Source organism: Tamlana sp. 2_MG-2023, assembly GCF_030548465.1.
GTDB lineage: Bacteria > Bacteroidota > Bacteroidia > Flavobacteriales > Flavobacteriaceae > Pseudotamlana.
In genome coordinates this window covers 1-25,686 of the sequence record NZ_JAUOSF010000015.1, presented here as the reverse complement: position 1 = coordinate 25,686, position 25,686 = coordinate 1, and the positions used below count along the sequence as shown (strand labels likewise).

Here is a 25,686-nt window from a genome sequence, read left to right as displayed (position 1 = left end):
TTATGGAAACAATAGAACAGGTATTAGAGTCAAAAAACATACGTGTTACGGCAATGCGTATGTTAATTTATAAGTTTCTTGCAGAAAAAGATGTGGCTGTTACTTTAAGTGACATAGAAAATGCGTTTGCAAAATCGGATAGAACTACACTATACAGAACTATGAAAACTTTTGAGGATAAAGCGATTGTCCATCAAATAGATGATGGTACTGGGATTACAAAATATGCGTTATGTGAACAAGGTTGTAATTGCGATATAAAAACTGATTTGCATTTACACTTTCATTGTAATAATTGTAAAGAAACAATTTGCTTAACAGACCATAAAATACCTCAAATAAAAGTACCAAATGGTTTTGTGTCTGAAAACGTCAACTTGGTTGTAAAAGGTATTTGTGATAAGTGTAGTAGTTAAAAATGCACTTCCATTGCACTTTATTTGTCAGTATTTTAGGTTAAATAAATTAAAATACACAAACGATGATACAATTAATTAATTCAGAAAAAGACAATTTAATATCAGCTAAAATTAGCGGTAAAATATCAAAGAGTAATGTGGAAAAGATACATCCACTTATCCATAACATTATTGAAAAAGGTAAAAAAGTTGATTTTTATTTTGAAATGGAAGATTTTACAGGTTATACCTTAAAAGGATTTTGGGAGGATATAAAGGTAGATAGCGCACACATTTCCGATTATGGGAAGATGGCTTTTGTAGGTGAAAAAAAATGGCAGGAGTTTGCAGCAAAAATTACTGACTTTTTTACAAGTTCAGAAGTGAAATACTTTGATTTAAAGGATAAAGAACAGGCAAAAACTTGGATATTAAAATAGATGAAAAAAAAGAAACTGAATTTAAGAAATATAAAACCAAATACTGAAAAAGTACACAGTCACGATGATGGTCACGATCATAGTGGTCAACCCAATAGTTTTAAAGCATATATATCTGCCATAATTAGTTTCTCAATGCTAATTATTGGCATTGCTTTTGATTATTTTGATGTTGGGTTTTTTAAAGATTGGTTACGAATTTCATGGTATGGTTTAGCGTATTTGCCAGTAGGATTCCCTGTTATAAAAGAAGGTTGGGAGAGTATCAAAAAAGGCGACGTTTTCACAGAGTTTTTCTTGATGTCGATAGCCACAATTGGGGCATTTACTATTGGCGAATATCCTGAAGGAGTTGCAGTAATGTTGTTTTATGCAGTTGGCGAATTATTTCAAAACGCAGCAGTCAACAGAGCGAAATCTAACATTAAGGCATTGCTCGACGTGAGGCCAAATGAGGCTTTAGTATATCGCAATGATGATTATACTTCTGTAAGTCCAGAAATGGTTGAAATTGGAGAAAAAGTTCAAGTACGCGTGGGAGAAAAAGTTCCCTTGGATGGTATTCTACTTTCCGAAAAAGGTTCATTTAACACAGCGGCTTTGACTGGCGAAAGCAAACCTGATACGATTGCAAAAGGTGAAAAAGTATTTGCAGGCAGTATTAATATGAAAGCTGTTATAGAAATTGAAACCTCAAAAGAATTTAAGGATAGTTCAATTGCTCGAATTCTCGATATGGTACAGAATGCCACAGCGCGAAAATCTAAAACCGAATTGTTCATTAGAAAATTTGCACGAGTTTATACACCTATCGTAGTGTTTTTGGCTATTGCTGTTACATTTCTACCATACTTTTTTGTAGATGATTATGTGTTTAGAGATTGGTTGTATCGTGCCTTAATATTTTTGGTAATATCCTGTCCTTGTGCTTTGGTTATATCCATTCCGTTGGGTTACTTCGGTGGATTAGGAGCAGCTTCAAAAAATGGAATTTTGTTCAAAGGAGCTTCGTTTTTAGATGTAATGACCAAAATTAACACGTTGGTAATGGATAAAACTGGAACTGCTACCAAAGGCGTTTTTAAAATCAAAGAAGTAAAGGCTATTGGTTGGAAAGAATCTGATTTCATGAAGTACTTAATGGCTATGGAAGATCAATCCACACATCCTATCGCAAAAGCCATAATGGAGTATAAGGAAGAGGGAGAAGATTTTGAAGCTAAAGACGTTGCTGAAATTGCAGGTAAAGGCTTAAAAGGGGTTGTAAACGGTAAAACAGTTTTAGTAGGAAATAAAGCCTTAATGCTTGCTAATGATATAGATGTTCCAACTGAAACTGAATCTATTGTAGAATCCATAGTACTAGTATCTATAGGCAATGTATTTGCAGGTTATGTAGTGATAGCAGACGAATTGAAAGAGGATGCAACAGAAACAATCACAGCATTGCACAAAGTAGGTATTAAAAACATTATGATGCTCTCTGGAGATAAAGATTCCATTACTCAACAAGTTGCAAGAGAATTAGGGATTGAAAAAGCCAAAGGAGGTATGCTACCAGAAGATAAATTAAATGAAGTTGAAATTTTAAAACAGAACCCTAATAATAAGATTGCTTTTATTGGAGATGGGATTAATGACGCACCAGTTTTAGCAGCAAGCGATGTAGGAATCGCAATGGGTGGATTGGGTAGTGATGTCGCTATTGAAACAGCAGATGTTATTATTCAAACCGACCAACCATCTAAAGTGGTCAGAGCAATCAAAATAGGTCGTTCCACTCGAAAAATAGTTTGGCAAAACATTGGTTTAGCATTTGCAGTAAAAGTAATAGTTCTGATTTTGGGAGCAGGTGGTTTGGCTACAATGTGGGAAGCAGTATTTGCTGATGTAGGTGTGGCTTTATTGGCTATATTGAATGCGGTTAGGTTACAGCGCATGAAATGGGTTGATTAAAAAGTTATTGAAGTATATTTGGGTAATATTGAAACCCTCACAATTGTGAGGGTTTTTAGTTTTTATCTCATTTATGATTTTTACTTTGTTCATGTTCCTCTGGTAACAAGAGTTTCATTGAAAAAGGAAGTTATTCATACAATATGTGACGCAAGTTAAACTCGTAAAATCCACTCACCAAAAGACTTCGGCTTTAAAATAATATTCAGCTTACAGGAGAAGATTATCTTATCATTCCATTCAGCACATTCCTCTACATTCCGCAAAAAGCTATATTACGAGAAAAGAGCTTCATTAACTAAAGTCTTGGACATAATCCACACTTTTGACTTTCCATTCCGTTAATCCTTTCCGCTTCTCTGGAAAGAAACACTTCATTCCTAGTAAAAAGTGTGAATCAAGTCCGCCAAATAAGGAAAAATGTATTTGCATTTTGTTCCACTTCCTATGATTTTGTATTTCACAACGACTTTAGAATCACTTCCGTAATCAAACACCGTCATACCTTTTTTTGACAGCAAAATAACAACATTCAGCTTTGAACGACAGCATAACCAGGCTCGTTCCTCGCACTTTTTATATGTCTAAACAAAGCTGAATATCGAAAGCACTAAGCAACAAAAAGAAGGTAACAGCGTCGGCTCTATGGGAAGTAAATCTAAAATGAATCTTATGAAATCTTACAAAATCAATAAAAAGGAAGCGGAACAAAAGTTAAAAAAACAAAAAAGGAAAACGCTCTGGATATAATAAGTAAATCAATAACAAAGCCTTTCTGAATAGTTCAGATAGGTAAATATTAATCTTTAAATTTTTTAATTATGAGTACTCTAAGAAACAAAGTACAGTTAATTGGTAACGTAGGAAACGAACCAGAAATCACAAACCTTGAAAGTGGAAAGAAAGTTGCAAAATTTTCAATCGCAACTAATGATTCTTATAAGGATTCTAAGGGCGAAAAAGTGACAAACACCCAATGGCACAATATTATAGCATGGGGAAAGATTGCCGAAATCGTAGAGAAATATGTAGGGAAAGGAAAAGAGGTAGCACTAGAGGGAAAATTGACCTCACGCTCTTATGGAACCAAAGAGGGAGAAAAGAGATATGTTACCGAAGTGGTAGTAGATGAAATTCTGCTTTTGGGAATTAAAGGTGAAGATAACGCTACTGAATAATTGAAAATTAAAAGAGAGCGTTCCTGTCGAAAAGTTGCGCTCTCTTTTTCATTATTAATCTTATTAAATAGAATTACAATGAATGATAAAGTTAACAAAATAAAAGCCAATTTGCAACATTTTTGTGGTACAGAAATGTTCTTTAAGATTCCATTAATTGGAACTCGTTTTACAGATGGATTGAAATATTTAGCCAACGAAGCGGAATGCTTTTGGTTGATTACAGATGCATCGGTAATTGCAAAAAGTTTATCAAATAGAAGTTCCTTTATTACCATCGATTTTAAGCGACTTTCTGAAAAGGAACAGTTTGAAAAGCAATGCGAAGCCATCATTAGTTATAGTGATGGAAATGATAAAATTTTTGAAACACATAGATATAATGTAACCGATTTTCCTTTGGATGAATTGCGATTGTTTTTTGTAAATAATACGCTGATGCTTCCCAGTGAATATTAAATTTTTTGGTCATGGTATATCTTAATTACACAAACCTCGATAACGAAACTCAACAACGTTTGGTTTCGGTTTCCAAAAAAGATGTTGAACAGAAATTTGGATATGATTTGAAGCGATACGCCGAAGAACATCATATTGAATATGATACACTTTTGGAAGAAGAAGCTCTAAGAAATTTGTATTCTTATGACTTTGTTTTTAATATTTAAAAGCTAATTATTAATCCAGGATCTTTAAGTTTTTAAAGGTCTTTTTTTGTCCTACCATTTTGTATTCTGCAACAAAAAGAGCGGTTTACTAAAGATACTTTTAAACTTCAATTTAAACACTCTTAAAAAATCCAATTTCAATTCATATTGCAGAAAAAGCCATTACATTTTTGGATGTGATGGTATTTTTTTGTCCCGATAAATCGGGACGAAAAGGAATAGCAAGAGGGTAACACGCTAGCGCGATGTTTCAATATTCAGTTTTCACAAAACCCTTGTGAAATCAGTACTTAACAGCGATTGTAAACTATAGTTTTTGAAAAAGGGATAGCATTTATTCAGAAAAAAAGAGCTCAACCCAATAAAAACAATAAATTTTTTCAGAAAAAATGGATAAAGGTTATGAAAAGGAGCGTTTTGAAAAGCTCGGGATTAAAGTTTCGGTGGCAAACCGGTTTCGGGAGTTTTGTAAAAAAATGTCCAAATCGCAATCCATGACTTTACTTATGATGTTAGACTTCTTTGAAGAGAATGGTATTTCACCTCACGAAAAGATAGGCCCAAATATGCAAACCCTGGAGCTTGAAATTAAGAAACGAATTAACGCGGTAATCGCCATCATAAAAGATATAGAAAAGCATCATGATAAACCTACAACGGCCATGCTGCAATCTTTATTTATGGAATTTGAACCCAAAGAAAAGAAACTCATTCTTGAGAAAGACTCTAAAGAAAAGAAAGTTCAGTTTGTTGAAAAAATAGACACTAACAATCAAATGTAAAATTATGTATATCACAATCACTGCTCAAAAATTAGGGGGAGACTATTCACAGAGTTCAGCTGATTTTGTGGCTTACTTAGAAAAAGAAAACCAAAGTGTCGAGCAAGAAGATTTTGAACATTTTTTTAATCAATATGGTGATGAAATTAATGCCAAAGAAGTGGTGAGAGAAATTGATGGGAATACAGCAAAGCTCAAAAAGAAAGAACCTAAATTTTATTCCATAACCGTAAGCCCAAGCCAATCTGAATTAAGGAGATTACAAAATAGCTCAGAGGATTTAAAAAAATATACCAGAGCGCTTATGCATGATTATGCAAACTCCTTCAATAGAGAAATTAACGGAAAACCAATTAGCATTGATGACATAAAATATTTTGCCAAAATAGAACACCAACGCAAATTTAAAGGCACAGATAAACAGGTGCGAGAAAACCAACCGTTTGCTTCAAAAATCCTTCAGCTTAAACAAGACATTCGAAAAATAGAAAGGGGACAATTGGAAGGAGATATAAAAAAAATAAGAGCTCAAATAGTAAAATTGGAAGCCGAAGCACCACATCAACAAAATGGGACGCGCATTGTTCAAGGTATGAAAAAGGAAGGCAATCAATGTCATATTCATATTATCGTGAGTCGGAAGGATGCTTCAAACGCAGTGAGCTTGTCACCTGGATCTAAGCACAAAGCCTCTGAAGTAGAAATGCATGGTAAAATGGTAAAACGTGGCTTTGACAGAGATGCATTTTTTACAAAAGCAGAAGCAACATTTGATAAAACATTTGAATACAAACGCAACTACGCGGAATCCTATAAATCCAAGAAAGATTTTATTAAAGATCCAAAGTTGTATTTCAGCACATTATTAGGATTGCCAGCAAATGAGAAAGCGCTAGCTTTTAAAATACTCGCAAAATCGGGAGTTCCGATGGCGAGCATTGCAACGAGCAAAGTGCAGTTAGCATTAAAAACGATGCGCTATTTGAAACAAGGGGTTAAGGCAGCAATTAAATCGAGTTCAATAGGTATTTAATATGGACACTAAAGACATTATAGTTACAATTATCTTTTTGTATGGAACCGCTTTGACCTTTGCACTTCTATATAAATTAACGCGCTATGCATTTTTATTAAACTTAATTGTCATTTCTTTAGGTTTGTTTCTGGCTCATAAAATGGGTTTGTTTATTTGGGACTGGTATGTTTCATTACTGTTTGTTGGATGTCCGTTTTTATTAATAAACACAGTTTTATATGTTTTTCAGCATAACGAGCATGACACTTTTAATGCGAAGGATAAATTCCAAGTGCCATTTAAGATAAAGCATGGTAGTTTTAAAATAGATAACATCAAAAGAGGCGCATCAATAATTGGTTCTGCTGGTAGCGGAAAAACTGAAAGTGTCGTATTTAATTTTCTTCAGCATTTCAGCACACATAAATTCCCAGGTGTTATTCACGATTATAAGAATTTTGAATTGACAGAAATGGCGTTCCCATTATTTGAAAAAAATCAAATGGATTTTAAGGTGATTTCATTCGATACAATCTATGATAAAGTAAACCCGATAGCACCGCGATATATGCACAATGAAGAAAGCGTAAACGAGGTGGCTCGAGTGCTTATTGAAAACCTGTTGGAGCAAAAAGAGTCGGGGAGTATAGGAACAACTAAATTTTTTAATGATGCCGCAGAAGGGCTTATTGGCGGGCTGATCTGGAAACTTAAAACCAATTATCCTGAATATTGCACATTGCCACATCTGATCGCTATTTATCAGTTTTTGGACACCGACAGTCTTATAACTTTTTTAAGTTCCAATGTAACCTCTAGAGCCATGGCAGATGCTTTTATTAGTGGTAAAGACTCTGATCGACAAACTGCAGGTGTTAAAAGTACGTTAGCTAATGCCTTAAAGAAAATAAGTACGCAGCGTATTTTTATGGCTTTGTCATCAGATGATGTGCCATTAGATATAAATCATCAAGAACAGCCTACAGTGATTTCAGTCGTAAATAATCCAAAATATGAAACCGCATATTCACCAATAATAGCTACTATAGTACACACGATTACCAAGCAAATGAGCACACGACATGCCAATCCTTCGTTTTTAATGATGGAGGAAGCTCCAACCATTCGACTTCTAAATATGCACCGAATACCGGCGACTTTACGCAGTTATAATATCGCTACGATTTATGTGATGCAAGACAAAATTCAGAATGATATGATGTATGGAGATAAAGCCAGTAAAGCTATTCTGAGTAATTTGTCTTATCAATTCTTTGGTAAGGTGAATGACCCGGATACAGCCAAGTACTATGAGCGTTTTTTTGAAATCGTGAAGCAAGAAACTACAAGTGTTAATCGCGGACATAATCTTAATTTTGATACACGCATCACTACAGGCGAACGTGAAGTAGCTAAAATTAGAGCTGATGTGTTTTTTAGATTAAAGGAAGGTGAGTTTATTACGTTTGCAGATGGAAAAGATAGAAAAGTGCAATTTAAACTGCCAAATATTGAAAGACGATTGCCAATTAAACCACAGGAGTATTCAGAGGATGATTTACAAGCTAATTTTGATAGGGTTTATAAGGAGGTTAAGTCCATTTTCAAAAATTAATTTTCCTTCTCTAGTTCTTATAAGAGGCTATTTTTGCATTAAAGTAGTCAGACTATTTCCCTAATTAGGATTATTGATGTATTTATGTGATACTTTCATTTTAATATTGCGTTCGCCATCTTTTTCATTCAATTCTAAAATCATCCTACGGTTGTTGGATGTTGAAAATTTTGGCATCACGTAAATAAATCTAGCGAATCCGTTTTTCTCTACTTTAGATGGTAGGTTGTATATTAAGTTAGGATCTAGAGGTAAACGCTGTACAGACTTTTTCTTTCCTTTTTGTCTGGTTTCAATAGAAAATTTTAGAAAGTTTAAATCGTAATCTAAGGTAGAGTTATTTCTTATTTGAATTACGAAGTAAAGCTCTTGCTTGTCAAAAACGATATTTTCCAGTCTTAATATCACACCATCAAACCGACTTGTATTTCTTCCGAGGTATTCCCTTTTATTAAGGAGGTAGGCGCAGAACTTTTCATAGTAAAAGGTCTTATTGTCAATACTGTCTTTAGCTAGTTCCTTTTGAATAGGTTCGGTTCCTTTTGGTCTTTCATTTCCAATACTATGAGACAAGGGGATGAAATAATTGAATTTTGAAAGCTGCGCTTTATATCTCACGATATATGAGAAAATTGAACCATTTCTGTTGATTACAAGTAGATTGCTTTCTTTTCCTGGTTTGGCTTGCAGTAAGCCGAAATATTGTTCTTTTTCACGATTGTAGGTGAATACAAAATTTTCGGATCCTGTGATACCTTGACGGATAGGTTCCGGAAAAAACAGCGAAACATTTTTGGTGTCGTTGGCATAGATAGTATCAAGAATCTCTGTTGTTTGAGCTTTCATTAAAGAGAAGCTAAACATCAATAATATAGCAAGTATTGATTTCATAATTTAGGTTTTAAAATAAGTTCATAATTGTTTAAAATGGTCACTTTTACATTCCGATTACTGCTCCTGAAAACTTTTGTAACACCACCAACTTGTGGCACTGATGGAATATTGATATCGCTAATCACATCATCTATAACTTCGGTTGTAACTTCCGATCTGATATTAGTTTCAACATAAATCCCTTCACTACCATCCTGCAAATCAAAAGCCTTAAGTTTAGTGGGATGATGGTTGATGTTTACAATTTCAATTAATGCACGATTGGCTTGGAAACTGATAAAGCCAAACACGGGAGTATTCTTTTTAATGCGTTTGCCGTTGATGGTCGCAGCTTCAGTTAGGCGCATTCTTAGTCTCGAGTTTGCTCTCACAATTTGGTTGCCATCAACAACCACATGAATCGTGGCATCAGTATTTCCAGTAACTGAAATGGCACTTGGTTTTGGTGCTGCAGCAAAAAATAACTGATGTTCGATCCCTAGTGCTTTGGCTTGGATTTTAAGTTCCCTGCGTATTTCTGCGGAATCAATTTCTACAGGTTGTTTGGTAGCTTTTCTTTGACCTAAGTTTTGATATTTTTTATCAGAGTATTGAATTTTACTTGAGTCATAAATACTATCTACGATGCGCTTTTTTTCGCGTTCTGGTAAGCCTGGATCGTAATATCCCAAAGAATCAATTAATTTTTCATCATAGATGCTAGGGGCATTCGTTTCACGCACTTCTTTTAAATCGTTAATAGCATCTAGTTTGGAATCATACTCTTTTTGGTTTTCCTCTAAATCAGGAATCAAAGTTTGTTCTAGATTGGCATCGGCATTTTCATCATCATTCATGATCATCATGGCATATGAAATCAGGAATATGACTACGATGGCCAATACAGCTCCAAATACGATTTTGTTTTTTTCTATTTTCATCAGTTTATAGGGGTTTTTCCATTAGAGCTAGCTCCATTTTACAAGAGCCGTGTTTATATCCTCATTATGGTGCTTTAGTTTTCAACATTGATTTTCTTTAAAGTGTTTTCGAAATAATTTGTAATTAAAAGTCCATGCGGATTGTTAGGGAAGTTCCGGTCAACCAGAATAAGGTTTCCTGTGGAAACCAATTCATAAGTATCTATGATTGTACCTCTGTTTATTTCAAAAACAGTTGTGGTTGTGAAACTATAAGCACCGTTAATCTCAGTTAATTTAGTGTCCACGCTAAGTACTTTTTGGACTAAGGAAAATTGCAAGAGCCTGTTATATACCCCATCTGCTTTTTTCTGGCGGTACAAGTTATCTATAGAGCTATTCCCTAACCATAGCGCCTTTTTCAGATTCTTCTCATAATTGCTAGCATCGATGTTATAGAAGTAATTGTGAAATAGGTCTAAATGCGCTAAAGCCTCAACAGTAAAATTTTCTTTTTGGCTAACAAGTTTCAATGGAATGATGCTTCCATCCGTATTAATAGCAAAAGCACTATTCAAGGCCTTTTTGTTAGTTTTAAATGCCATCCAAAGAGAAAAAATGCTAGATAAAAATGCTAAAACGATGACAGCTATAACGATGAATCGATTCAGTTTTAAAATATTATAAATGTTTTTATAGGGTGTTTTCATGGTGAGTTGAATTAGCTTGTGAATAATCTGAGCGTAAAAGATGTGGCACGTTTATATAGTTTGAATTTTAGAAACACGATAAAACCAACTGAGCCCAATTGGACAACAGGAGCAAAGAACCCTTCGCCATAGTCTGAACCAAATAAGTTGGTCCAAAAATTCGTGTTTATTTCAGTATAAATGGCGTTAACAAATACATTAACCAAAAAGAAAGCAGGCACGAGCATATAGACCGCTGCATACAGTTTGAAAAAGGTGTAGGCCATGGAACGAAACTTTTCAAAAACTGCTAGGCTTATGACTAGAGGAAAGAAAGCTTGCATAATCCCTAAAAGAAAGTACCGTTCAGCTAAAAATAACGGGTAGATAAAAAGATCGAGAATCCATAAAAAAGTACTTACCATAAAGGCTATGATTTTGAATCCGTAAAGCGGTGTAACCAATGCTTCATAAAGTAGTGTCATGGCCATAGTAGCAGCATCTAGTAATCCAACATCCTCTTCCAGAGGTAAATCTTGTAATTGCAAGGGGAGGAGTGCAGGTGCTGTATTTCGATATTGTCCCTCAATAGCTACTAAAATACCATCGAAAAAGCCCAACACCTGCGTTGAAAATATAACCAAGAGTACTACAGCAAAATTCTTTGCGAGTTCACCAGGACTCAAACCCCATGAATAACCATCCTTATCAGCGATACCTTCATTGTATTTTTTTAGGATATTGACAAGAAAGAACAAAACGGCAAGCGTTTTCATCCCCGCAATGGTGTACTGAGAGAAACTACTGTTCTGAATGGTTTGGAAAACGGTGTCTATGTATTCCAGTCCAATGCCTAAAAGGATCATTGCGGTCATTTTTAATAGGTTGCTTTTCTGTTATTAACTCTGTCTTGCATTTTTCTAAATGAAATGATGTCTCTGTAACGTTTTGTTTTAATGGTAATGTTAGATACCATTTCTTTAGATTCTTGTTCTTTGATTTTTAGAACTTCAGCGCGTTCTCCATCTGTCATTTTAAGATTATTACTCGAGAGGATTTGATCGATATACTCTAGCGTGTCTAGCGAATTTTGCACGATAGCATCAAAGGATTCTGCAACCTGCGTGACCTCCTCAGGTTTTATATAAGGCGAGTTTAAAATTTCCTGTAAATCATTTTGCATGACATTAACTAGGCGTTTGTTGTTCTTTGTGATTTCCTCAACAGCCTTGAGTTGTCGTACCACACTCGAGACTTTTTCTATAGCTTCTTTAGCATCTTTTAGGAATTTTACAGACTTGACAAGCTGGGATGTTTGTTTAGCAGATTCAAACAATTGCTTGATTAAACTTATAAAATTGGTGTTGTCATAAGTGGGTATGCCTTGAGCTTTAGTGTTTAAACTAAATAACAAAGCGATGGCTAGCGCTAATATTTTTATTTTACTCGCTTTATTTGTATCCTTTTTGGGGGCGTAAATTGTTTTTAAAAGTTTCATAATATTATGTTTTAGAGGTGAATTGTTTTATAGCCAATTCCATGTTTTGGCTTTTTTCATAAAGGGCCATTATGGCCTCGTTTTCTTGTCCGTCCGTTAAATAGGCGGCATATACTTCTTTTGGAACTTCAAGCCTGAAAATGTTGCTTTCTTTTCCAATTTTGATAAACATCTCGGTGTACTTTCGAGCACCAGAAAGGTTGTTTTTAATAGATTTTAATTGGTTTAAATCATGGCTAGATAGATGGAGTCTTTTAACCAGTTCATCATAGCCTTTTTCGTTATTTAGACTATAGACGACCTGGGTGTTTTCTAAGATGCTTGCTGATGTTGAATTGTTAGGTAACTGGTTAATAGATTGCAGAATAATACCAATAGCCCCATTTTGTTTTCTAATGGCTTGATAGTAGAATTCTACACTTTCTAATACATTTTCAAATTTGAGTTGCTTGGCAAATTCATCGAATAATATGATGCCTTTCTCAGCTCTGTTTCTCCAAATGGTTCTTTGGATAGCAGATTTTATAAGTTTCAGCATGACTGATAAGATTTCCTTATTGTCTTTGACTTCATCCAGTTCAAAAACAATTAATCTTTTATCTTCAATTTTATAGGTTTGATCTTCACTGACTTCAAACAGAAAACTATATAGACCATCGCCAACATACTCAGACATGACATGCAAAAAGCTTGTAACATTAAAGTAGTCAGGATGGATTTTTAGGGTTTTCAGAATATCTTTCTGTTGCCTTTCTATATAGTTGTAAAAGCCTTCTAAAGAATGCTTATCGGGGGTGTTCTCGTAATAATGACGTAGTATCTTCTTTATGGATACCGATTGTGCTTTAGTGACTTTCATGTCAGAAGCAAATAATTCAAAAAGGAATACCGATAAATCTTCTAAGCGTTCAGGAGTTAAATCTTTTTTATTACTGATGAAAAAAGGATTGATGCCTAAGTTTTTTCCGCTTTCGTATCGAAGTACGGTATACTTTTCAGGGTAGAGCTTGGCGAATTTGGTATAAGAACCTCCCAAATCAATAATGACGAGTCTAACACCGCTTTCAAAATATTGACGTAAAATGTTGTTCGCTAAAAATGATTTCCCTTCTCCCGTAGGCGCAAATATGGCAAAGTTTCGAGCCTTGATGCGCTTCTTTTTTTTATCCCACACATCCTTTAATACGGGGATGTTATGTTCTCTATCATTAAAGATGATACCGGTTGTGTCTGATTGGTAATTTGTGTTATTGATAAAAAGACAAAGAGCGTGTTTTAAGTCGGTGACGTACAAATCATTATTAGAAAAATTGGAAGCAAAACAACAGTAACTGTTCAGAATGTAGTTTTTACGTTCTTCGCCTCGTGGATAGTAAGGAATGATATCCAATTCCTTGAATTCTGTTTTTATCTTAGAGGTAATTTTATCTAAGGCTTTGATTTCCTTTGACCAATACACAATATTGAGATGACCTCGAATAATACGTGAATTATCATCCGCATTGATTTGGTCAAGGATGTGCTGAATTTTACCAAGAACCACTTTGTTCTGAGAACCAAAATTGGAACTTTTATTAAGTTCCTCAATCTTTTTATCCAGTAGCTTACGCCACTTTTGTTTGTCATCTAAATAAAGAATCTGGTTCACAATATGGTTCTCATTAAGAGTAAGTCCTAGTCCGTCTATAAAACCCTGGTGAAACACAAAATCATCTGAAGTAAACTTTTCATTGGTTTTGCTACTTTGTACATTTTCACCAAAGCATAATTCACTGTTGATCGCTAAGGCATCAAAATGGTTTTCGCCGATATTGATATTTTTCTTATCCAATAGAATATCAGTGTCAAAGCCTTCATTGAAACCATTGAAATAAGCACTAGTGAGTTTTAGAATGGCATCCGATTGCAGGGGAAGAAATGCCATTTTTCGGCTATTGTTTATAAAGGAAATGGAGTCGCTCACCGAGTTGGCGAAGCTTTTGATAGTATCGTCTAATTCTTGAACAATGCCTTTTGAAATTTTACGGAATGGATTCACGTATTTCGGATTGTTGAGCGCTTTGTTTTTTGTTAGAATAAAGAATAAATAGCATTTATGTTCAATATGTGCACGTCCTTTAAAATGCTCGTGCGTGGCTTTTTCTAAAAAAGTAGTGTTCGGAAGCTTTTCAGAGGTATAGGATTTCTTAAGGTAGATGTCTTGTTTATGAACCACTGTTCCAATTGGCAATGATTTTAAAGCTTGAAACCAGGCTCCATGCATATCTTCAAAATCTTTTTCGGATAACGAATAGATTTCTGGTAGATGCCCTTCATAGCACAAAACGACATTGCCATTATTAGCAAATACCATGTGGTCTTGAATATCTACAATAGGTTGATACGCTGAAAGGTTAATCTTCTTCATAATTGAAACTTGAATTTCTTTTGTTACTAATAATTCTAGGGAATGCTTTTGCTATTTGAAAAAGCTGTGGGTTATTGTTTATCCGGGTTAAGACAACATACAATGTGGCATTGAAAACGAGTAGGCTAATGATCATTCCAAAACTGAATGAGAAAATGATAATTAATAATGAAGCCAAAACAGAAACCATCATTAATGCAAATAGGGATATAGGCAATCCGAAAATGACTGCCCGTTTCCTGATGTTTTTATAGACTTCAAATTTTCTCATTAAATTATTCTTTGAAGGTGTTAGACTACGATACTTATTAAGTAAGTGAATATCCCAACTACCGCACCTGCGATAAGCACAAAGACTAATACACGGGTAATACCTTTTTTGAGATCTGCGTTTTCACCAAAGAAATGGCCTGCATTAAAGAGGAATCCAATAAGAAAGATAACACCTAAAATGATTGGAAAAATGGTTCTAATGGTATCTGAAACATCATTTACAGAATCTTCAATACCACCAATTTGAGCAAAGCTCGTTGCTGTGGTTAGCAAGAATAAGGGTAAGGCAAAAATTGATTTTTTCATAATGAATAGATTTAAATGGTTTAGTTGCCATGCAGTAGGCATGACTACGCCGACTGTTAAGACTTTTATGGAATTTATTATGAAATGAAGATGTACCCCGGGAATCTCTAAATTTTAACTACAAAGGCTGTTAAACTTTTGAAGATTATTAAGGAAGTGATGGATTGTTTGAATATTGTGTATTCTAAAACGATAATTATGAACACATTAAATCAAATGACACTACTACTGTTTTGTATGGCTTTTTGTAATTTTTCTAATGCACAGATGGGTGATGACCAAAAACGTAGACCGATTGTGGTCATAGACCCAGGACACGGAGGAAAGGATCCAGGAGCAACAACTAGAACTGGTATTAAGGAAAAAGATATAGCCTTAGGGGTCGCAGAAAATATGGTAATCCTTAATAAAATGCTTTTCGATAGTTCCTTAGAATTATTTCTAACGCGATATTCTGATACTTTAATTGCTCTTGGCGATAGAGCGAAACTCTCAAAACAACTCAAAGCAGATATATTTATTTCTATACACTGTAATCAAGCTTTAAATCATAACGCTTCAGGAACTGAAGTGTATATTCTACCAAAAAGTGAAGTCCACGGTAAAAAATCAGCTTATTTGGGGTATACCATTCAAAAGAAGCTGTCGGGTGTACTTGGAATTAAAAACCGAGGTATAAAATATGGTAATTTTCAAGTTCTACGAGATAACCATCAGAGTAGCGCAAGTATTCTCCTAGAACTTGGGTTTTTATCTCAGACCGATGAAGCTAATTATTTAACCAAGGAAGATGCCCAAATTGCAATAGCCATGGCAATCCTTCAATCTATTTTTAAATTTTTAGAGTTATCTTAAATTTTGGAGTAATGATAGAGCTAGGTACCTCGATAATGAAGTGTTTGCTGGAGTTGATAAAAGGTGTTGGTGAAATGGTTTTAGTTTGGTTAAAGCAGTCTTAGTAGAAATAAAATCACATTCTATCTGGTCTAATGAAATTTCTCATTCTTTCTCCATCGGCACGATTATACTCGGACTGAATTCGTTTTTTTAGAAAACTTTTTATTGGAATATATCTTAATTGCTCATTTGATGTGTTTAATATATCCAATACTTTTTCCCATCTTTTAGCGTGTAATTCTCCCCAAATAACGTCACCCATTAGTACTCCAGGATTACCAACCCAATCTACAGTTTTAAAAAATTCAACATCATTATTAAGACTTAAAAAATATAAGAACAATTCATCATGTTTTGCTTGCAAATTTGTTCGAATTACATCAAAAATCACCTCAATGTAATTTCTGTTAGTCACATTCTTTTTGATTAATTCTTTTATAAATGCAAAAGCTGTTTGCAGTTGTATTTGATCTAAATCATTAAAAAGGATAGATACAGAGTGACCTCCAAGACCTAAGTAGAAGTCGTTATCCATTAGATAATCAATTACTTTTACGATTTCGTTTGTTCTATCTGGATAATCCCAAATGAATGAAATATCTATATTTTTATCATCACCGTGTAATTTGTTAAATGAAAAGAAGTATGAGAAAAAGTCAAATAAAAATTCTTGATGCTTTTTATAAATATTAGCAAATCCTTTCAGCTGATAATCAAACGAGGCTGAAGATTTTTTCAATGCAAATTGTTGAAAATAAGACTCTTTTATCAACAAATAATCATTTTCAAGTAATTCTAACCCATCTTTAAAAGGATATTCAGATAATCTAATTTTACTTGATTCTGTTTTATTCTTATTATGAACGATGCACATCACCTCTTTGACGGCATTTCTAGGTTTATTCGAATACTTAACATATTGATCGAGATATAGGTAAGCAAAACTATTTATAGACTCTATAGTTTCAATGAGTCTATTATAATAACCATCATTTACATATTCATTTGGTAACCTCGCTAAAAAATTGAGTTTCCAAAAGATGCAATTTTTATTATCCCAAGAATCTAATAATTTCCATAATTTTAAAGAAGAAGCTTTAGAATGATTTACAATAGTTGAAATTGTTTTATGCAAGGCCCTAATATCATAGTTCTTTTTTAAGTAAGCCTCTAGCAAAGAAAGACCAAGTTTATTTTTTTGAATAAAATTTTCAGGCAAGATAATTTCTAATGAGTTTTCAATTTGCGAATGGTTGCTTTTTTCGACACTTTGGATATTATCTATTGTAGTTAAGAAAGAATCAAACTCTTGTTCGGAATTAAACATAAAGTTTTTCTTTAGTTCTGCAGTCTTCACTTTCTCATAATCTTGCCAGTCATATTCAAATTCTTCTTTATCTCGGAATCTATTCCAGTCTAGTTTTCTATAATCTTGATATTCTTTTGTGTTAAATATTGGTTTTAACTCTAGATAGGATTTATTAGTAATTTCTTTTTCTCTTTGTAAAGATGAAATCAAGCTATTTACCACGAAAGTTTCCTTGAACGAGTTTGGAGAAAAGTTCTCTTTTATAAAAGGTATTAATATTGTTAAGTCGAAGTCTAAAAGTTCTGGGTTACGTTCTCTAAAATCAGGTTTAAATTTTTGAATTGTAGTTATTACGTGACTTCTATAGTCATTAATCATAGAAAATAGAACTTCCCAAATATTTGTTCTTATTTCTTTTATGTGTTTGGTCGCTGGAAGTGGATATTGATATATTGAAAAGGAATGGTTTTTGTTTCCTTTTGTCATTTGGTTTGAATGTTTTAAAAAAGTCTCTGCTATGGCAAAGAATGCAATAGAGTAATGTTCTTCTTGCGCTATAATATTGTCTTTTAATAACTGTATAAAATCTGCCTGTCTTTGGTATTCATACCTCTCATCTGGCTCATCAAATATTAGACTTTCTCTTATTCTTCGAATAAATTCAGGAAGGTTTTTAGGGCTTTTTCTTATAAACTCAAAACCAAGTTTGAGTGCTGGAATAAATGATTCTGTTTGTTGTCTAAAAAATCTTGATAAGTAATCAATAACTTGCTCTTTACTATAAACAAAATCATTCATTTCATAATGTGTGTCATAAGTTGGGTTTTCCGGTTCAGGAATAGCATTGATTCGAGATAAGAAGTAGGTCAGTGTTTCATCTTGTCTCGTAAACCAAAATAAATCTAGAAAGTTTAAAAACTTATTTTCATCACCTTTAATTGCGCTCGTGTATTTATCAAACACAGGATTGATTTTAGTAAATACGTTTTTATATCCAAAAGAATTACCAGACGGATATAGAGCCTCTTTGAACGAAAATTTATGACTATCAAAATAGTTAAATAAAAGCTTTTCGAAAGACAAATAATTATCTCTTATGAACACTACATAAAAAAAGTAAGTAGCCATTACCTGTTCAGATATGCGGATATGATTATACTGGACGTCTACTAATTCTCTTTTGTGAAGTTCTTCTATAGCTTCATTGAAGTTATAGTAATCTATTTCAAAAATTGAAAGTAGCTTTTGTACTGATTCTTTATTCTCCCTTTCGATTGTAAAGAAAAAAGAAACTAGGCCTAGAGCTTTCAGTAGTTCTGGCTTTTCAAATAAATTAAAATCCATTGAGAAACTTGAGAAATAAGTTTCAAATAAATCGGAAACATCGCCAAATAAAAAATCAGTTTGTTTTTCTAAAGCTACACGAGCACCCATAATTGCTAACCTCGGATTTCCATCAGCAATTTCTACAATTTTCTTTTGATACTTATGGTTTATAATACCAAATGAATCACTTTTTAGAATATCAATAATTTCATCATCCGTGAATTTTGGTATTTCTATTGTTTCTGAAACAAATTCAATACTGCAACTTCTGATATCAACTAACGCATAGTTTCTGACTGTAATAACCAGTTTTAATTTGCCTGTTCTATTTTCTTTGAAGATTCCAAAAATTTGTCTCAAGTTAGGAAGTTGCCTATTTGCGTCATCAATAAGTAATATGTAGTTTTTGTTTGGTCTTAATTGAATCTTTAAATCTTCAAAAATATCTATATCTTTTTTTGCAATGACATAAGATTCAAAAGTAGGATTCTCTTTTTTAAATTTTTGAATAGTCTCTAATCCAATTTTGGTTTTACCTACGCCAGGAACACCTGATAAAATAACTAAATCTTTAGAAGATAGAATGCTATTAATTTGTTCCAACTCTGTATTTCTATGAAAAAATATATTGTCTATTGGAGTAGATAGCTGATTCGCCTTATTATTATACTCTGAAATAAATTTACCAAAAGGTAAAATCTGTCCTGTGTCGAGAGCAATACCAAGATATTCTCTAGCAAGCAATAAGTATTTAGATATTATTTCTAAAGCGAGAGTATCTATACCTATAAGGTCTAACGAAAGTCTTTTATTCTGAACATATTCTTGAATCTTAGTTTCTTCCTCAACAGAAAGCCTACCATTGTAGCAAATAATAATTTTATGAATCATTTTAGGGTTAACTCCTGTCTTAGATTCATCCAAACATTTATCAATATCATCTGTGACTTTTGAAACTAATGAAGTTGCCTGTGTTGTAAATTCGACATAAGCTAATTTGTTATTAGAAAGTCTTAGGAAAGTATCTGGAGTGCCTACAATGGTTTTTTGCTTTCCTAATTGACTACCACTTCTATTAAAGCTAGAGTATTCGTCTTCTCTTAAAGACAAATAGGTGTCACATAAATTTTGAAATTCTGCGCCATCAATAGCTAATAATTTTTGTTCTATTAATTGTAGTCTTCCTGACATGCTAAAAGGTATTTTACAAAGAAATTTTTAATAAAAAAAGCTAATGAAAATCCATTAACTTTTATAAAAATATATGTTTGGTTTAGTAGTTTACAAGGTAGTAAAATACCGATATATTTTACTGAGGTTTTCCATAATTTGTGTTTTATATTTCAACCTTTCCCCAAATCAAAGGATGCTGACTGGCAGCCATATTTTTCTTAGAAACCGAATTATAAATTGACCATTGTGATTTTTTTTCTGGCCACATGGCTTTACGATTTAAACCACTGTCTTTCATTTTTTTGAAAAGTGGAGGAGAGAAGAGCATATAATCTTTTTGTTTGATATTTACGCCCATACGATAACCGCCTAGTCTAAAGTAAGAAGCATCAGTTCCTTGGTCTGTATCGACTTCAAAAGACAAATGTTTTGTGATATCCTTAAGGTCTGTATTTTGTAATAATGGAGCTAATGAATCGCAATAGGATGGCGTGTTAAATGTACCAGCAATAATGATATTCGTTTTGCCTTCAGCGATGAGTTCCTGGTACACTTCAGCTATTTTTTGAACTTGGTACTTTCTAGTTTCATGGGATTTATTGTGATCCTTTTTAGTTTTACATAAGTACACATTAAGCAACCAAATTTTTTCATTTGAAGGCGTTCTAATTTCATATTCAATCAAGTTTTTGCCAGCATCATTAATGGTTTCATTGATGCTATGCGTTCTAATGGCTTCTAGATCATAGCCTTGTCGAAAAGCTATTCCCATTTCTAGACTATTCATGTCATTACCTTGAACTACAAAGGATTGTGTGTACGGTTTACAGTCGTATTTTGGAAGTATGAGTTGGTTGAAATCTTCGAAAGAAGCTCTATCTTCAATCTCTTGTAGTAGTAGGATATCTGGATTTACATCTGCAATAACTTTTGCTTTATGATCGGTAGATTTAGGATGAATTGGAACGGTTTGAAGTTCAATCCAACCATTCCAGTTGGTTATATCACCTGCCTTATTCTCTAGAGAGTGACTTAACCCTTTCATGTAAAGAAATCCAGCTTTCCGGCGTAAAACAGCATAGGGGCGGGGGCTTGGTTTTTCAAAACCAATGAGAAAGGATAATTCTTTGATCCGATCTTGTTGACTTAGCGATTTTGAAGCCTGAAGCATTAAAGTATCAAGTTCATTGATCCAGTCTGTGAGATTCTTTCGGAAAGGTTTTTCTAAAAGACTTTTATCTCTATGGAATAAATTCTGGGTGTTGAAAGTTGCTATTTTCATAATGTTTGATTTTTATTATGTTTTAGTAAGATGAGGTCTGTTATTTTCGTTTATCTCCAGTATCTGCGTCAAATGCTATGAGGTTGAATAGTTTCCGCATACGACTTCGGACTCTATTACCATATAAATCTTCTAATTCTTGAGCATTCAGGTTGGTAGTGGCGTGTGTTTTTATGCGGTGGTTTATAAAAAGCTCGTAGCGTGAGAGTAGAATTTCTCCCATGACATTACAATCCTTCCCGTAGTGCCTTCCAATGGGTTCCACACCTAAATCATCGAAACAAAAAAACTGTTTACTCCCAAAATCCTCGATGGTTTTATAGCCAATGTGGTTAAAACCAAACACAATATTCCTAGAAGGAATGAGGGTGTATGGTTTTTGTAGCGGAACAATAAATTTTAGAAGTAACATCAAACTTGTTTTTCCGCATCCTACGGGGCCAGAGAGTAAAATGCCTTTGTCGGGATCAATGTCATTTTTATCGCAGTTTTCCTTATCTTTTATAAAATAATGGCAGAGTTTTAAAATGATGGGATGGTCTTCTTTGTAGATTCTAAAACTCGTTCCAAAGAGTATTTTTCCTTTAGCATCAAGATAGTCTAGGATTTTTTCAAAATCGTACATGATCGCTTTGCCATCAAACGAGCCAATGGCATATTCTATGTTGCCTTCAACTATTTTACAAGGGTTGACCATAATCTTTGTTTTTTGTGGTTCTCAGGTTGTCTTTTTTTTGAGAAGCAGCATCTTTTGTTTCAAACTCCTTCGCTTTAAGAATCCAATTGCTCGCTGTAGCTTCCCATTCTTCAATTTTTATTTTGCCACCAATTTTCCAGCCTATCCCTTGATAATGATTGTAGAATTTTTTGGCTTCATGAACAGGCCATTTTTTCTTTTTAAAAAAATCAATAACTTCAAATTCATTTTTTGGTAGCTTAGTTTTATTAATGTTTTCTATATGTTTATTAATGTTTGTATTACATACTAATGCTTGTTCAGTACTTGTTTTGAAGTTGTTTGCCGCTTGTTTGCTGCTTGTCTCATACTCGTTTACAACTTGTTTAGAGCTTGTGCCGAAATTGAACATCTTAATTTTACTGCCCTTATATGGATTATGGGAGGGCATATATTTTATATACTTCCATTTGTTCAAATGTTTGATGCAATTGTGGTAGGTGGTTAAAGAACCAATTTTTGCGAGCCTCATCACTTCTTGTCTGTCTATGTAAAACTCTTCTGGAAAACGATTCAAATTCCAAAACTGAAACAAGGCCATGTATAGGCTGATATGAGATGTGTTTAATCTTTTGTCAGCATAGAATTTGTCAAAAGCGCCATTAAGATGTCTTATATAATTCATACATCTCTATTTTGAATTATGATGGATACGATTGGCGTCCATAACTTTATGTATTTCATCCGCCTCATAGAATATAATTCCACCTACTTTAGTATAGGGAATTGTACCGTTTACACGAAGGTTCTGAAGTGTACCAGGGCTTATCTGAAGTAAGTCCATGAGGTCTGAGGATTTTAAATATTTCTTGAGCCTACCTTGAGATTGTTTGTGTAAAAGTTTATTAATATCCTCGATTAATTCAAGTTTAAAATCTCTAAGATCTTCTGTTGTAATAATTGATGCTGCCATGCTTAAATTGTTTTTTGAAAAGCACTATCATTTTATTCTCAAACAGAATGGTAGTGCTTATTCTGATTTAACTTTCGTTCTACAAATTTGAATAGTATTGAGGAGGTTTATTCACAAGTTAGACCGTATACGGTTAAAATTTAACAGTATAAGATTTGAAGGTTTTTAGCGTGTTTTGGTCACCACAGATATACTTTTTACGAAAAAAAATCCTGTTTTCAATAAAGAATTATTAAAAACAGGAGGAGCACCGAGTACGGGTATGAAGGGGTGTTATTCGTCGGAATTATTCATATGAGAAATTAACCCAGTAGAAAGGTCATCCAGAAACTTTGTTCGGCTAATTTTTCGTGATTTTATTTCAGAAAATGTTTTGTAAAAATCACCAATGTCAAAATGCAATGTCTTTTGAAAGAGCATAGCAATTTCTTTAATATCAACATTGCCATTATTTATTGCTCTACTTTGGTGAAGGGCATATATAAGTTCTGTAAGGGCTGTTTTGCTCGAAGTCCACTGTAAGTTCGTATTATTATTTATAGGGTTTGAATGAAGAGTTGTAGGCTTGTTTTTATCATTAAGCCTGTTTTTTAGATATATCGTAAAGCTATTGTAAGCTCTATATTTAGCTAGAAGTACACTTCTAGCGGTATTGAACTCGGGATCTTGGAAATAAAGTTTTGAGGATGTTATAGGTAAACAGCTATCAAAATACGCTCTGGTGAAGTATTGTTCATCAAAATGTATACTATTAGATTTTATATACTGCACAAATTCCATGTTATAGAGAAAAAACTTGTTAAGCTTGTTGATTTTCTTTTTGATATATTTCTTTTGGGCATCATCGTTAGCTTTTGGAAATTTCATTTCAAAAGAACGCAGTTCACAGTAATAAATAAGATTTGTTAAGGATGGCTGCTTGGTGTGTTTAAAAAACTGAATTTCATCTTGAGTAGATTCAAATCCGTTTTCGATTATGTGTTTTCTAAACGTTTTCAGTAAGCTACGACACATTACCAATGCGCGGGTAGAGGTGTTAATAATATCTGAGGAATCGTTTTCAAGTTCCTTTAATTTTATGATGAGTTCATCTGATAGAAAATTTAATTTCATGCACTTAAATGGATTAAAAATAATTAAGACCAAGCTTAAGTGCGCTTAAATTGGAGAGAAAAACTAAATTTATCGGACACCTAGGCTTGTAAGAATTTAATACCAATAAATGTGCCTTAAATCGTTTTGTAGGAAAAAAAATCTATTTTTTTTGTATTTCAAATTTCTATAGGTGTGAAGAGGTGTTTTTACTATGGAGTCTTTGTCTGTAAAAGTGTAAAATCAATCTTGTCAAGCATTTAGTGTTACTTTTAAAAGTTAATGACCTCTTCTAAAGCATCATCGGCAGCTTTATGTATAAAATTTGATTGGTAATTTATTGTTGTAGTGATAGAAGAGTGTCTGTATAGTTTTTGTAGAGCTCTAAGGGGGATTTTATCTTCTGAAATATGACCAAATGTGTGTCGAGCAATATGCATGGTCAACTTTTTTTTAATTCCAGCTTTTAGAGCAATAGTTTTAAGGTTTTTATTGAATTTTTTATTAGCAGTTTTTATTTTATTGTACAGGTCTTTTGGATCGTCGAGGTTAGCTTTTTTTAGTTCTGGAAATATGAAATCATTATCATTGTTTCTATTGCAAATATATTCCTGTAAGATTTTGTCAATTTTTAAAGGTATTTTGAGAGAAAGCAATTTGGAGTTTTTACCCATTCTGTAATGTAGTCTACCATCGTAAATTTGTGACCATCTTGTTTTCAGAACATCGGAAACTCTCATTCCTGCAAAGTAAAAACTATAGAGCCAAACATTTAACGAATGACTCTCTATATCGGATAAATTGTCTAAGCTCTCGATAACTTTTATTTCCTTTTCTGATAATCCAATTTTGATGGTTTCTGGAAATTTTATTTTGAATTTTCCTGGGCCAAAGGGATATAGTTCCTTGCTAACAATATTATCCATAATAGCTTTATTGTATAACAGTCGAATAAATACCATTATATTCATAGTTGTAGTTTCGGTAAGTGAACAATTGCCTTTTAAAAATATTTTAAATTTCATAAGAAACCGCTCGTCAATTTCTTGAAAAGTTAGATGTTTTACTTTGTAGTATTTCTTTATGTAGCTAAGCCATGCTGAATCCGTAGAAAGTCGATTCATTTTTCCTTCAGATTTTAACGCCTCAAGGTGTTCATCCGCGTAATCAAAAAACGTAAGGTTGGAAGTGGGCTTGTAAATCTCGTTCTTAATTTGATTTGCAGAAGCATCTTTATTGTTCGTTTGGAGAGCAATAATACCTTTTCTTATTTCAGATAGTTTGGAGGTCAGTAGATTATTTAGACTTTGAGAATTTGGATGAGATTTTTTAACTTCAGAATTTTTTGAATCCCAATATTCTAAATCGATGTAATGACCGATAAGTTTATAAGTTGAACGTCGATTTTTAGTAATTCGAATTGCAAGCGGATATAGCCCTCTAGAATTGGGCTTTTTGCGTAAAACTATTTTTGCACTTACTGACATCGTTGACTTGTTTAGCGAAAGTCAAATCAGGATATCATTTAATTATGTAATATTGTAAATATACAAAATATAATTTGCGTTTAGGTACAACATAGGTACAACAAATATTGATATCATATGATTTTATATGACTTTAAAAAAAATGAAAAACACTTAACCTATTGAAAATAAGGGTGTTTGTGTTTGTTTGGTGCAATATACGCTAGACTTAGGATCTAGTGCCGCGAGGTGTGGGAGTTCGAGTCTCCCCGCCCGCACAACTTTAGGAAAACAAAGCCTTGATACTCTTAAGTATTGAGGCTTTTTTGATTTTATATACTTCTGTTTTTGTATACACTTTTTTAAAATTCGTTTATTTAAAATATTCAATATATATACGGATCATTCCTAAAAGTTGTGTTTATGCAAAAATTGTAGTTAATCTAAAAAGAAAGAATTCTACGTTTTTCACAC

General features: G+C 33.3%; 25 protein-coding genes and 1 tRNA gene. 11 read left to right on the top strand and 15 right to left on the bottom strand.

The window, feature by feature from the left end; all coding sequences use genetic code 11:
- Positions 1-2 precede the first annotated feature (2 nt).
- The 9 genes from Q4566_RS15670 (at position 3) to Q4566_RS15630 (ending at position 8,052) form a co-directional block, all read left to right on the top strand.
- Positions 3-416 (top strand): Fur family transcriptional regulator, encoded by a 414-nt coding sequence (locus Q4566_RS15670; RefSeq protein WP_303423255.1) that lies wholly within the window; start codon positions 3-5, stop codon positions 414-416.
- A gap of 65 nt (positions 417-481) precedes the next feature.
- Entirely contained in the window at positions 482-838 is a 357-nt protein-coding gene (locus tag Q4566_RS15665; protein WP_303423253.1) for an STAS/SEC14 domain-containing protein, read from the top strand.
- Positions 839-2,794 (top strand): heavy metal translocating P-type ATPase, encoded by a 1,956-nt coding sequence (locus Q4566_RS15660; protein ID WP_303423251.1) that lies wholly within the window; start codon positions 839-841, stop codon positions 2,792-2,794.
- Between the two features lie 821 nt (positions 2,795-3,615).
- Positions 3,616-3,972: a single-stranded DNA-binding protein gene (locus Q4566_RS15655; RefSeq protein ID WP_303423249.1), complete on the top strand. Its 357-nt coding sequence runs from the start codon at positions 3,616-3,618 to the stop codon at positions 3,970-3,972.
- Between the two features lie 78 nt (positions 3,973-4,050).
- On the top strand, positions 4,051-4,431 hold the full coding sequence (locus Q4566_RS15650; RefSeq protein ID WP_303423247.1) for a DUF6876 family protein: 381 nt from the start codon (positions 4,051-4,053) through the stop codon (positions 4,429-4,431).
- An 11-nt stretch (positions 4,432-4,442) separates the two neighbouring features.
- Complete coding sequence (locus tag Q4566_RS15645) at positions 4,443-4,640, top strand: hypothetical protein (protein WP_303423245.1); 198 nt, start codon at positions 4,443-4,445, stop codon at positions 4,638-4,640.
- A 389-nt stretch (positions 4,641-5,029) separates the two neighbouring features.
- Entirely contained in the window at positions 5,030-5,422 is a 393-nt protein-coding gene (locus Q4566_RS15640) for a BfmA/BtgA family mobilization protein (RefSeq protein WP_303423244.1), read from the top strand.
- Positions 5,423-5,426: 4 nt separating this feature from the next.
- Positions 5,427-6,455, top strand: a complete 1,029-nt coding sequence (gene mobB / locus Q4566_RS15635) for a MobB family relaxase (RefSeq protein ID WP_303423241.1) — start codon at positions 5,427-5,429, stop codon at positions 6,453-6,455.
- Position 6,456: 1 nt separating this feature from the next.
- Complete coding sequence (locus Q4566_RS15630) at positions 6,457-8,052, top strand: type IV secretory system conjugative DNA transfer family protein (protein WP_303423239.1); 1,596 nt, start codon at positions 6,457-6,459, stop codon at positions 8,050-8,052.
- 60 nt (positions 8,053-8,112) lie between these two features.
- Here the strand turns inward: Q4566_RS15630 and Q4566_RS15625 are convergent, their stop codons facing one another.
- The 8 genes from Q4566_RS15625 to Q4566_RS15590 form a co-directional block, all read right to left on the bottom strand.
- Positions 8,113-8,943: a DUF4138 domain-containing protein gene (locus Q4566_RS15625; RefSeq protein ID WP_303423237.1), complete on the bottom strand. Its 831-nt coding sequence runs from the start codon at positions 8,941-8,943 to the stop codon at positions 8,113-8,115.
- Positions 8,940-9,866, bottom strand: a complete 927-nt coding sequence (gene traM / locus Q4566_RS15620) for a conjugative transposon protein TraM (protein ID WP_303423235.1) — start codon at positions 9,864-9,866, stop codon at positions 8,940-8,942. Before traM ends, Q4566_RS15625 begins: the two co-directional genes overlap by 4 nt.
- Before the next feature lie 74 nt (positions 9,867-9,940).
- Positions 9,941-10,555, bottom strand: coding sequence for a conjugal transfer protein TraK (locus tag Q4566_RS15615; RefSeq protein ID WP_303423233.1), 615 nt, complete (start codon positions 10,553-10,555; stop codon positions 9,941-9,943).
- Between the two features lie 11 nt (positions 10,556-10,566).
- Positions 10,567-11,409 (bottom strand): hypothetical protein, encoded by an 843-nt coding sequence (locus Q4566_RS15610; protein WP_303423231.1) that lies wholly within the window; start codon positions 11,407-11,409, stop codon positions 10,567-10,569.
- Positions 11,410-11,411: 2 nt separating this feature from the next.
- Complete coding sequence (locus Q4566_RS15605; protein ID WP_303423229.1) at positions 11,412-12,032, bottom strand: conjugal transfer protein; 621 nt, start codon at positions 12,030-12,032, stop codon at positions 11,412-11,414.
- Positions 12,033-12,036: 4 nt separating this feature from the next.
- On the bottom strand, positions 12,037-14,439 hold the full coding sequence (locus Q4566_RS15600; RefSeq protein WP_303423227.1) for a TraG family conjugative transposon ATPase: 2,403 nt from the start codon (positions 14,437-14,439) through the stop codon (positions 12,037-12,039).
- Entirely contained in the window at positions 14,426-14,710 is a 285-nt protein-coding gene (locus Q4566_RS15595) for a hypothetical protein (protein ID WP_303423225.1), read from the bottom strand. The genes Q4566_RS15600 and Q4566_RS15595 overlap by 14 nt, the downstream gene beginning before the upstream one ends.
- A 20-nt stretch (positions 14,711-14,730) precedes the next feature.
- Entirely contained in the window at positions 14,731-15,018 is a 288-nt protein-coding gene (locus Q4566_RS15590) for a hypothetical protein (RefSeq protein ID WP_303423223.1), read from the bottom strand.
- A gap of 198 nt (positions 15,019-15,216) precedes the next feature.
- Between Q4566_RS15590 and Q4566_RS15585 the strand changes: the two genes are divergently transcribed.
- Positions 15,217-15,873, top strand: a complete 657-nt coding sequence (locus Q4566_RS15585; RefSeq protein WP_303423221.1) for an N-acetylmuramoyl-L-alanine amidase — start codon at positions 15,217-15,219, stop codon at positions 15,871-15,873.
- 115 nt (positions 15,874-15,988) lie between these two features.
- On the opposite strand, the gene Q4566_RS15580 is transcribed toward Q4566_RS15585, so the two are convergent.
- The 7 genes from Q4566_RS15580 to Q4566_RS15550 form a co-directional block, all read right to left on the bottom strand.
- A complete protein-coding gene (locus Q4566_RS15580; RefSeq protein WP_303423219.1) occupies positions 15,989-19,741 on the bottom strand; it encodes a hypothetical protein in 3,753 nt (1,250 codons plus the stop codon).
- A 145-nt stretch (positions 19,742-19,886) separates the two neighbouring features.
- Positions 19,887-21,005: a hypothetical protein gene (locus tag Q4566_RS15575; protein ID WP_303423218.1), complete on the bottom strand. Its 1,119-nt coding sequence runs from the start codon at positions 21,003-21,005 to the stop codon at positions 19,887-19,889.
- 40 nt (positions 21,006-21,045) lie between these two features.
- Complete coding sequence (locus Q4566_RS15570; RefSeq protein ID WP_303423216.1) at positions 21,046-21,702, bottom strand: ATPase; 657 nt, start codon at positions 21,700-21,702, stop codon at positions 21,046-21,048.
- A complete protein-coding gene (locus tag Q4566_RS15565) occupies positions 21,686-22,366 on the bottom strand; it encodes a hypothetical protein (protein ID WP_303423214.1) in 681 nt (226 codons plus the stop codon). The genes Q4566_RS15570 and Q4566_RS15565 overlap by 17 nt, the downstream gene beginning before the upstream one ends.
- A 6-nt stretch (positions 22,367-22,372) precedes the next feature.
- Positions 22,373-22,654 (bottom strand): helix-turn-helix domain-containing protein, encoded by a 282-nt coding sequence (locus Q4566_RS15560; protein ID WP_303423213.1) that lies wholly within the window; start codon positions 22,652-22,654, stop codon positions 22,373-22,375.
- Positions 22,655-22,927: 273 nt separating this feature from the next.
- Positions 22,928-23,767, bottom strand: a complete 840-nt coding sequence (locus Q4566_RS15555) for an RteC domain-containing protein (protein WP_303423212.1) — start codon at positions 23,765-23,767, stop codon at positions 22,928-22,930.
- A gap of 251 nt (positions 23,768-24,018) precedes the next feature.
- The gene (locus Q4566_RS15550) at positions 24,019-25,233 is read right to left on the bottom strand and encodes a site-specific integrase (RefSeq protein ID WP_303423211.1); all 1,215 of its coding nucleotides are present in this window, start codon (positions 25,231-25,233) and stop codon (positions 24,019-24,021) included.
- A gap of 169 nt (positions 25,234-25,402) precedes the next feature.
- Between Q4566_RS15550 and Q4566_RS15545 the strand changes: the two genes are divergently transcribed.
- Positions 25,403-25,487 (top strand) — tRNA-Leu (locus Q4566_RS15545).
- Positions 25,488-25,686 lie beyond the last annotated feature (199 nt).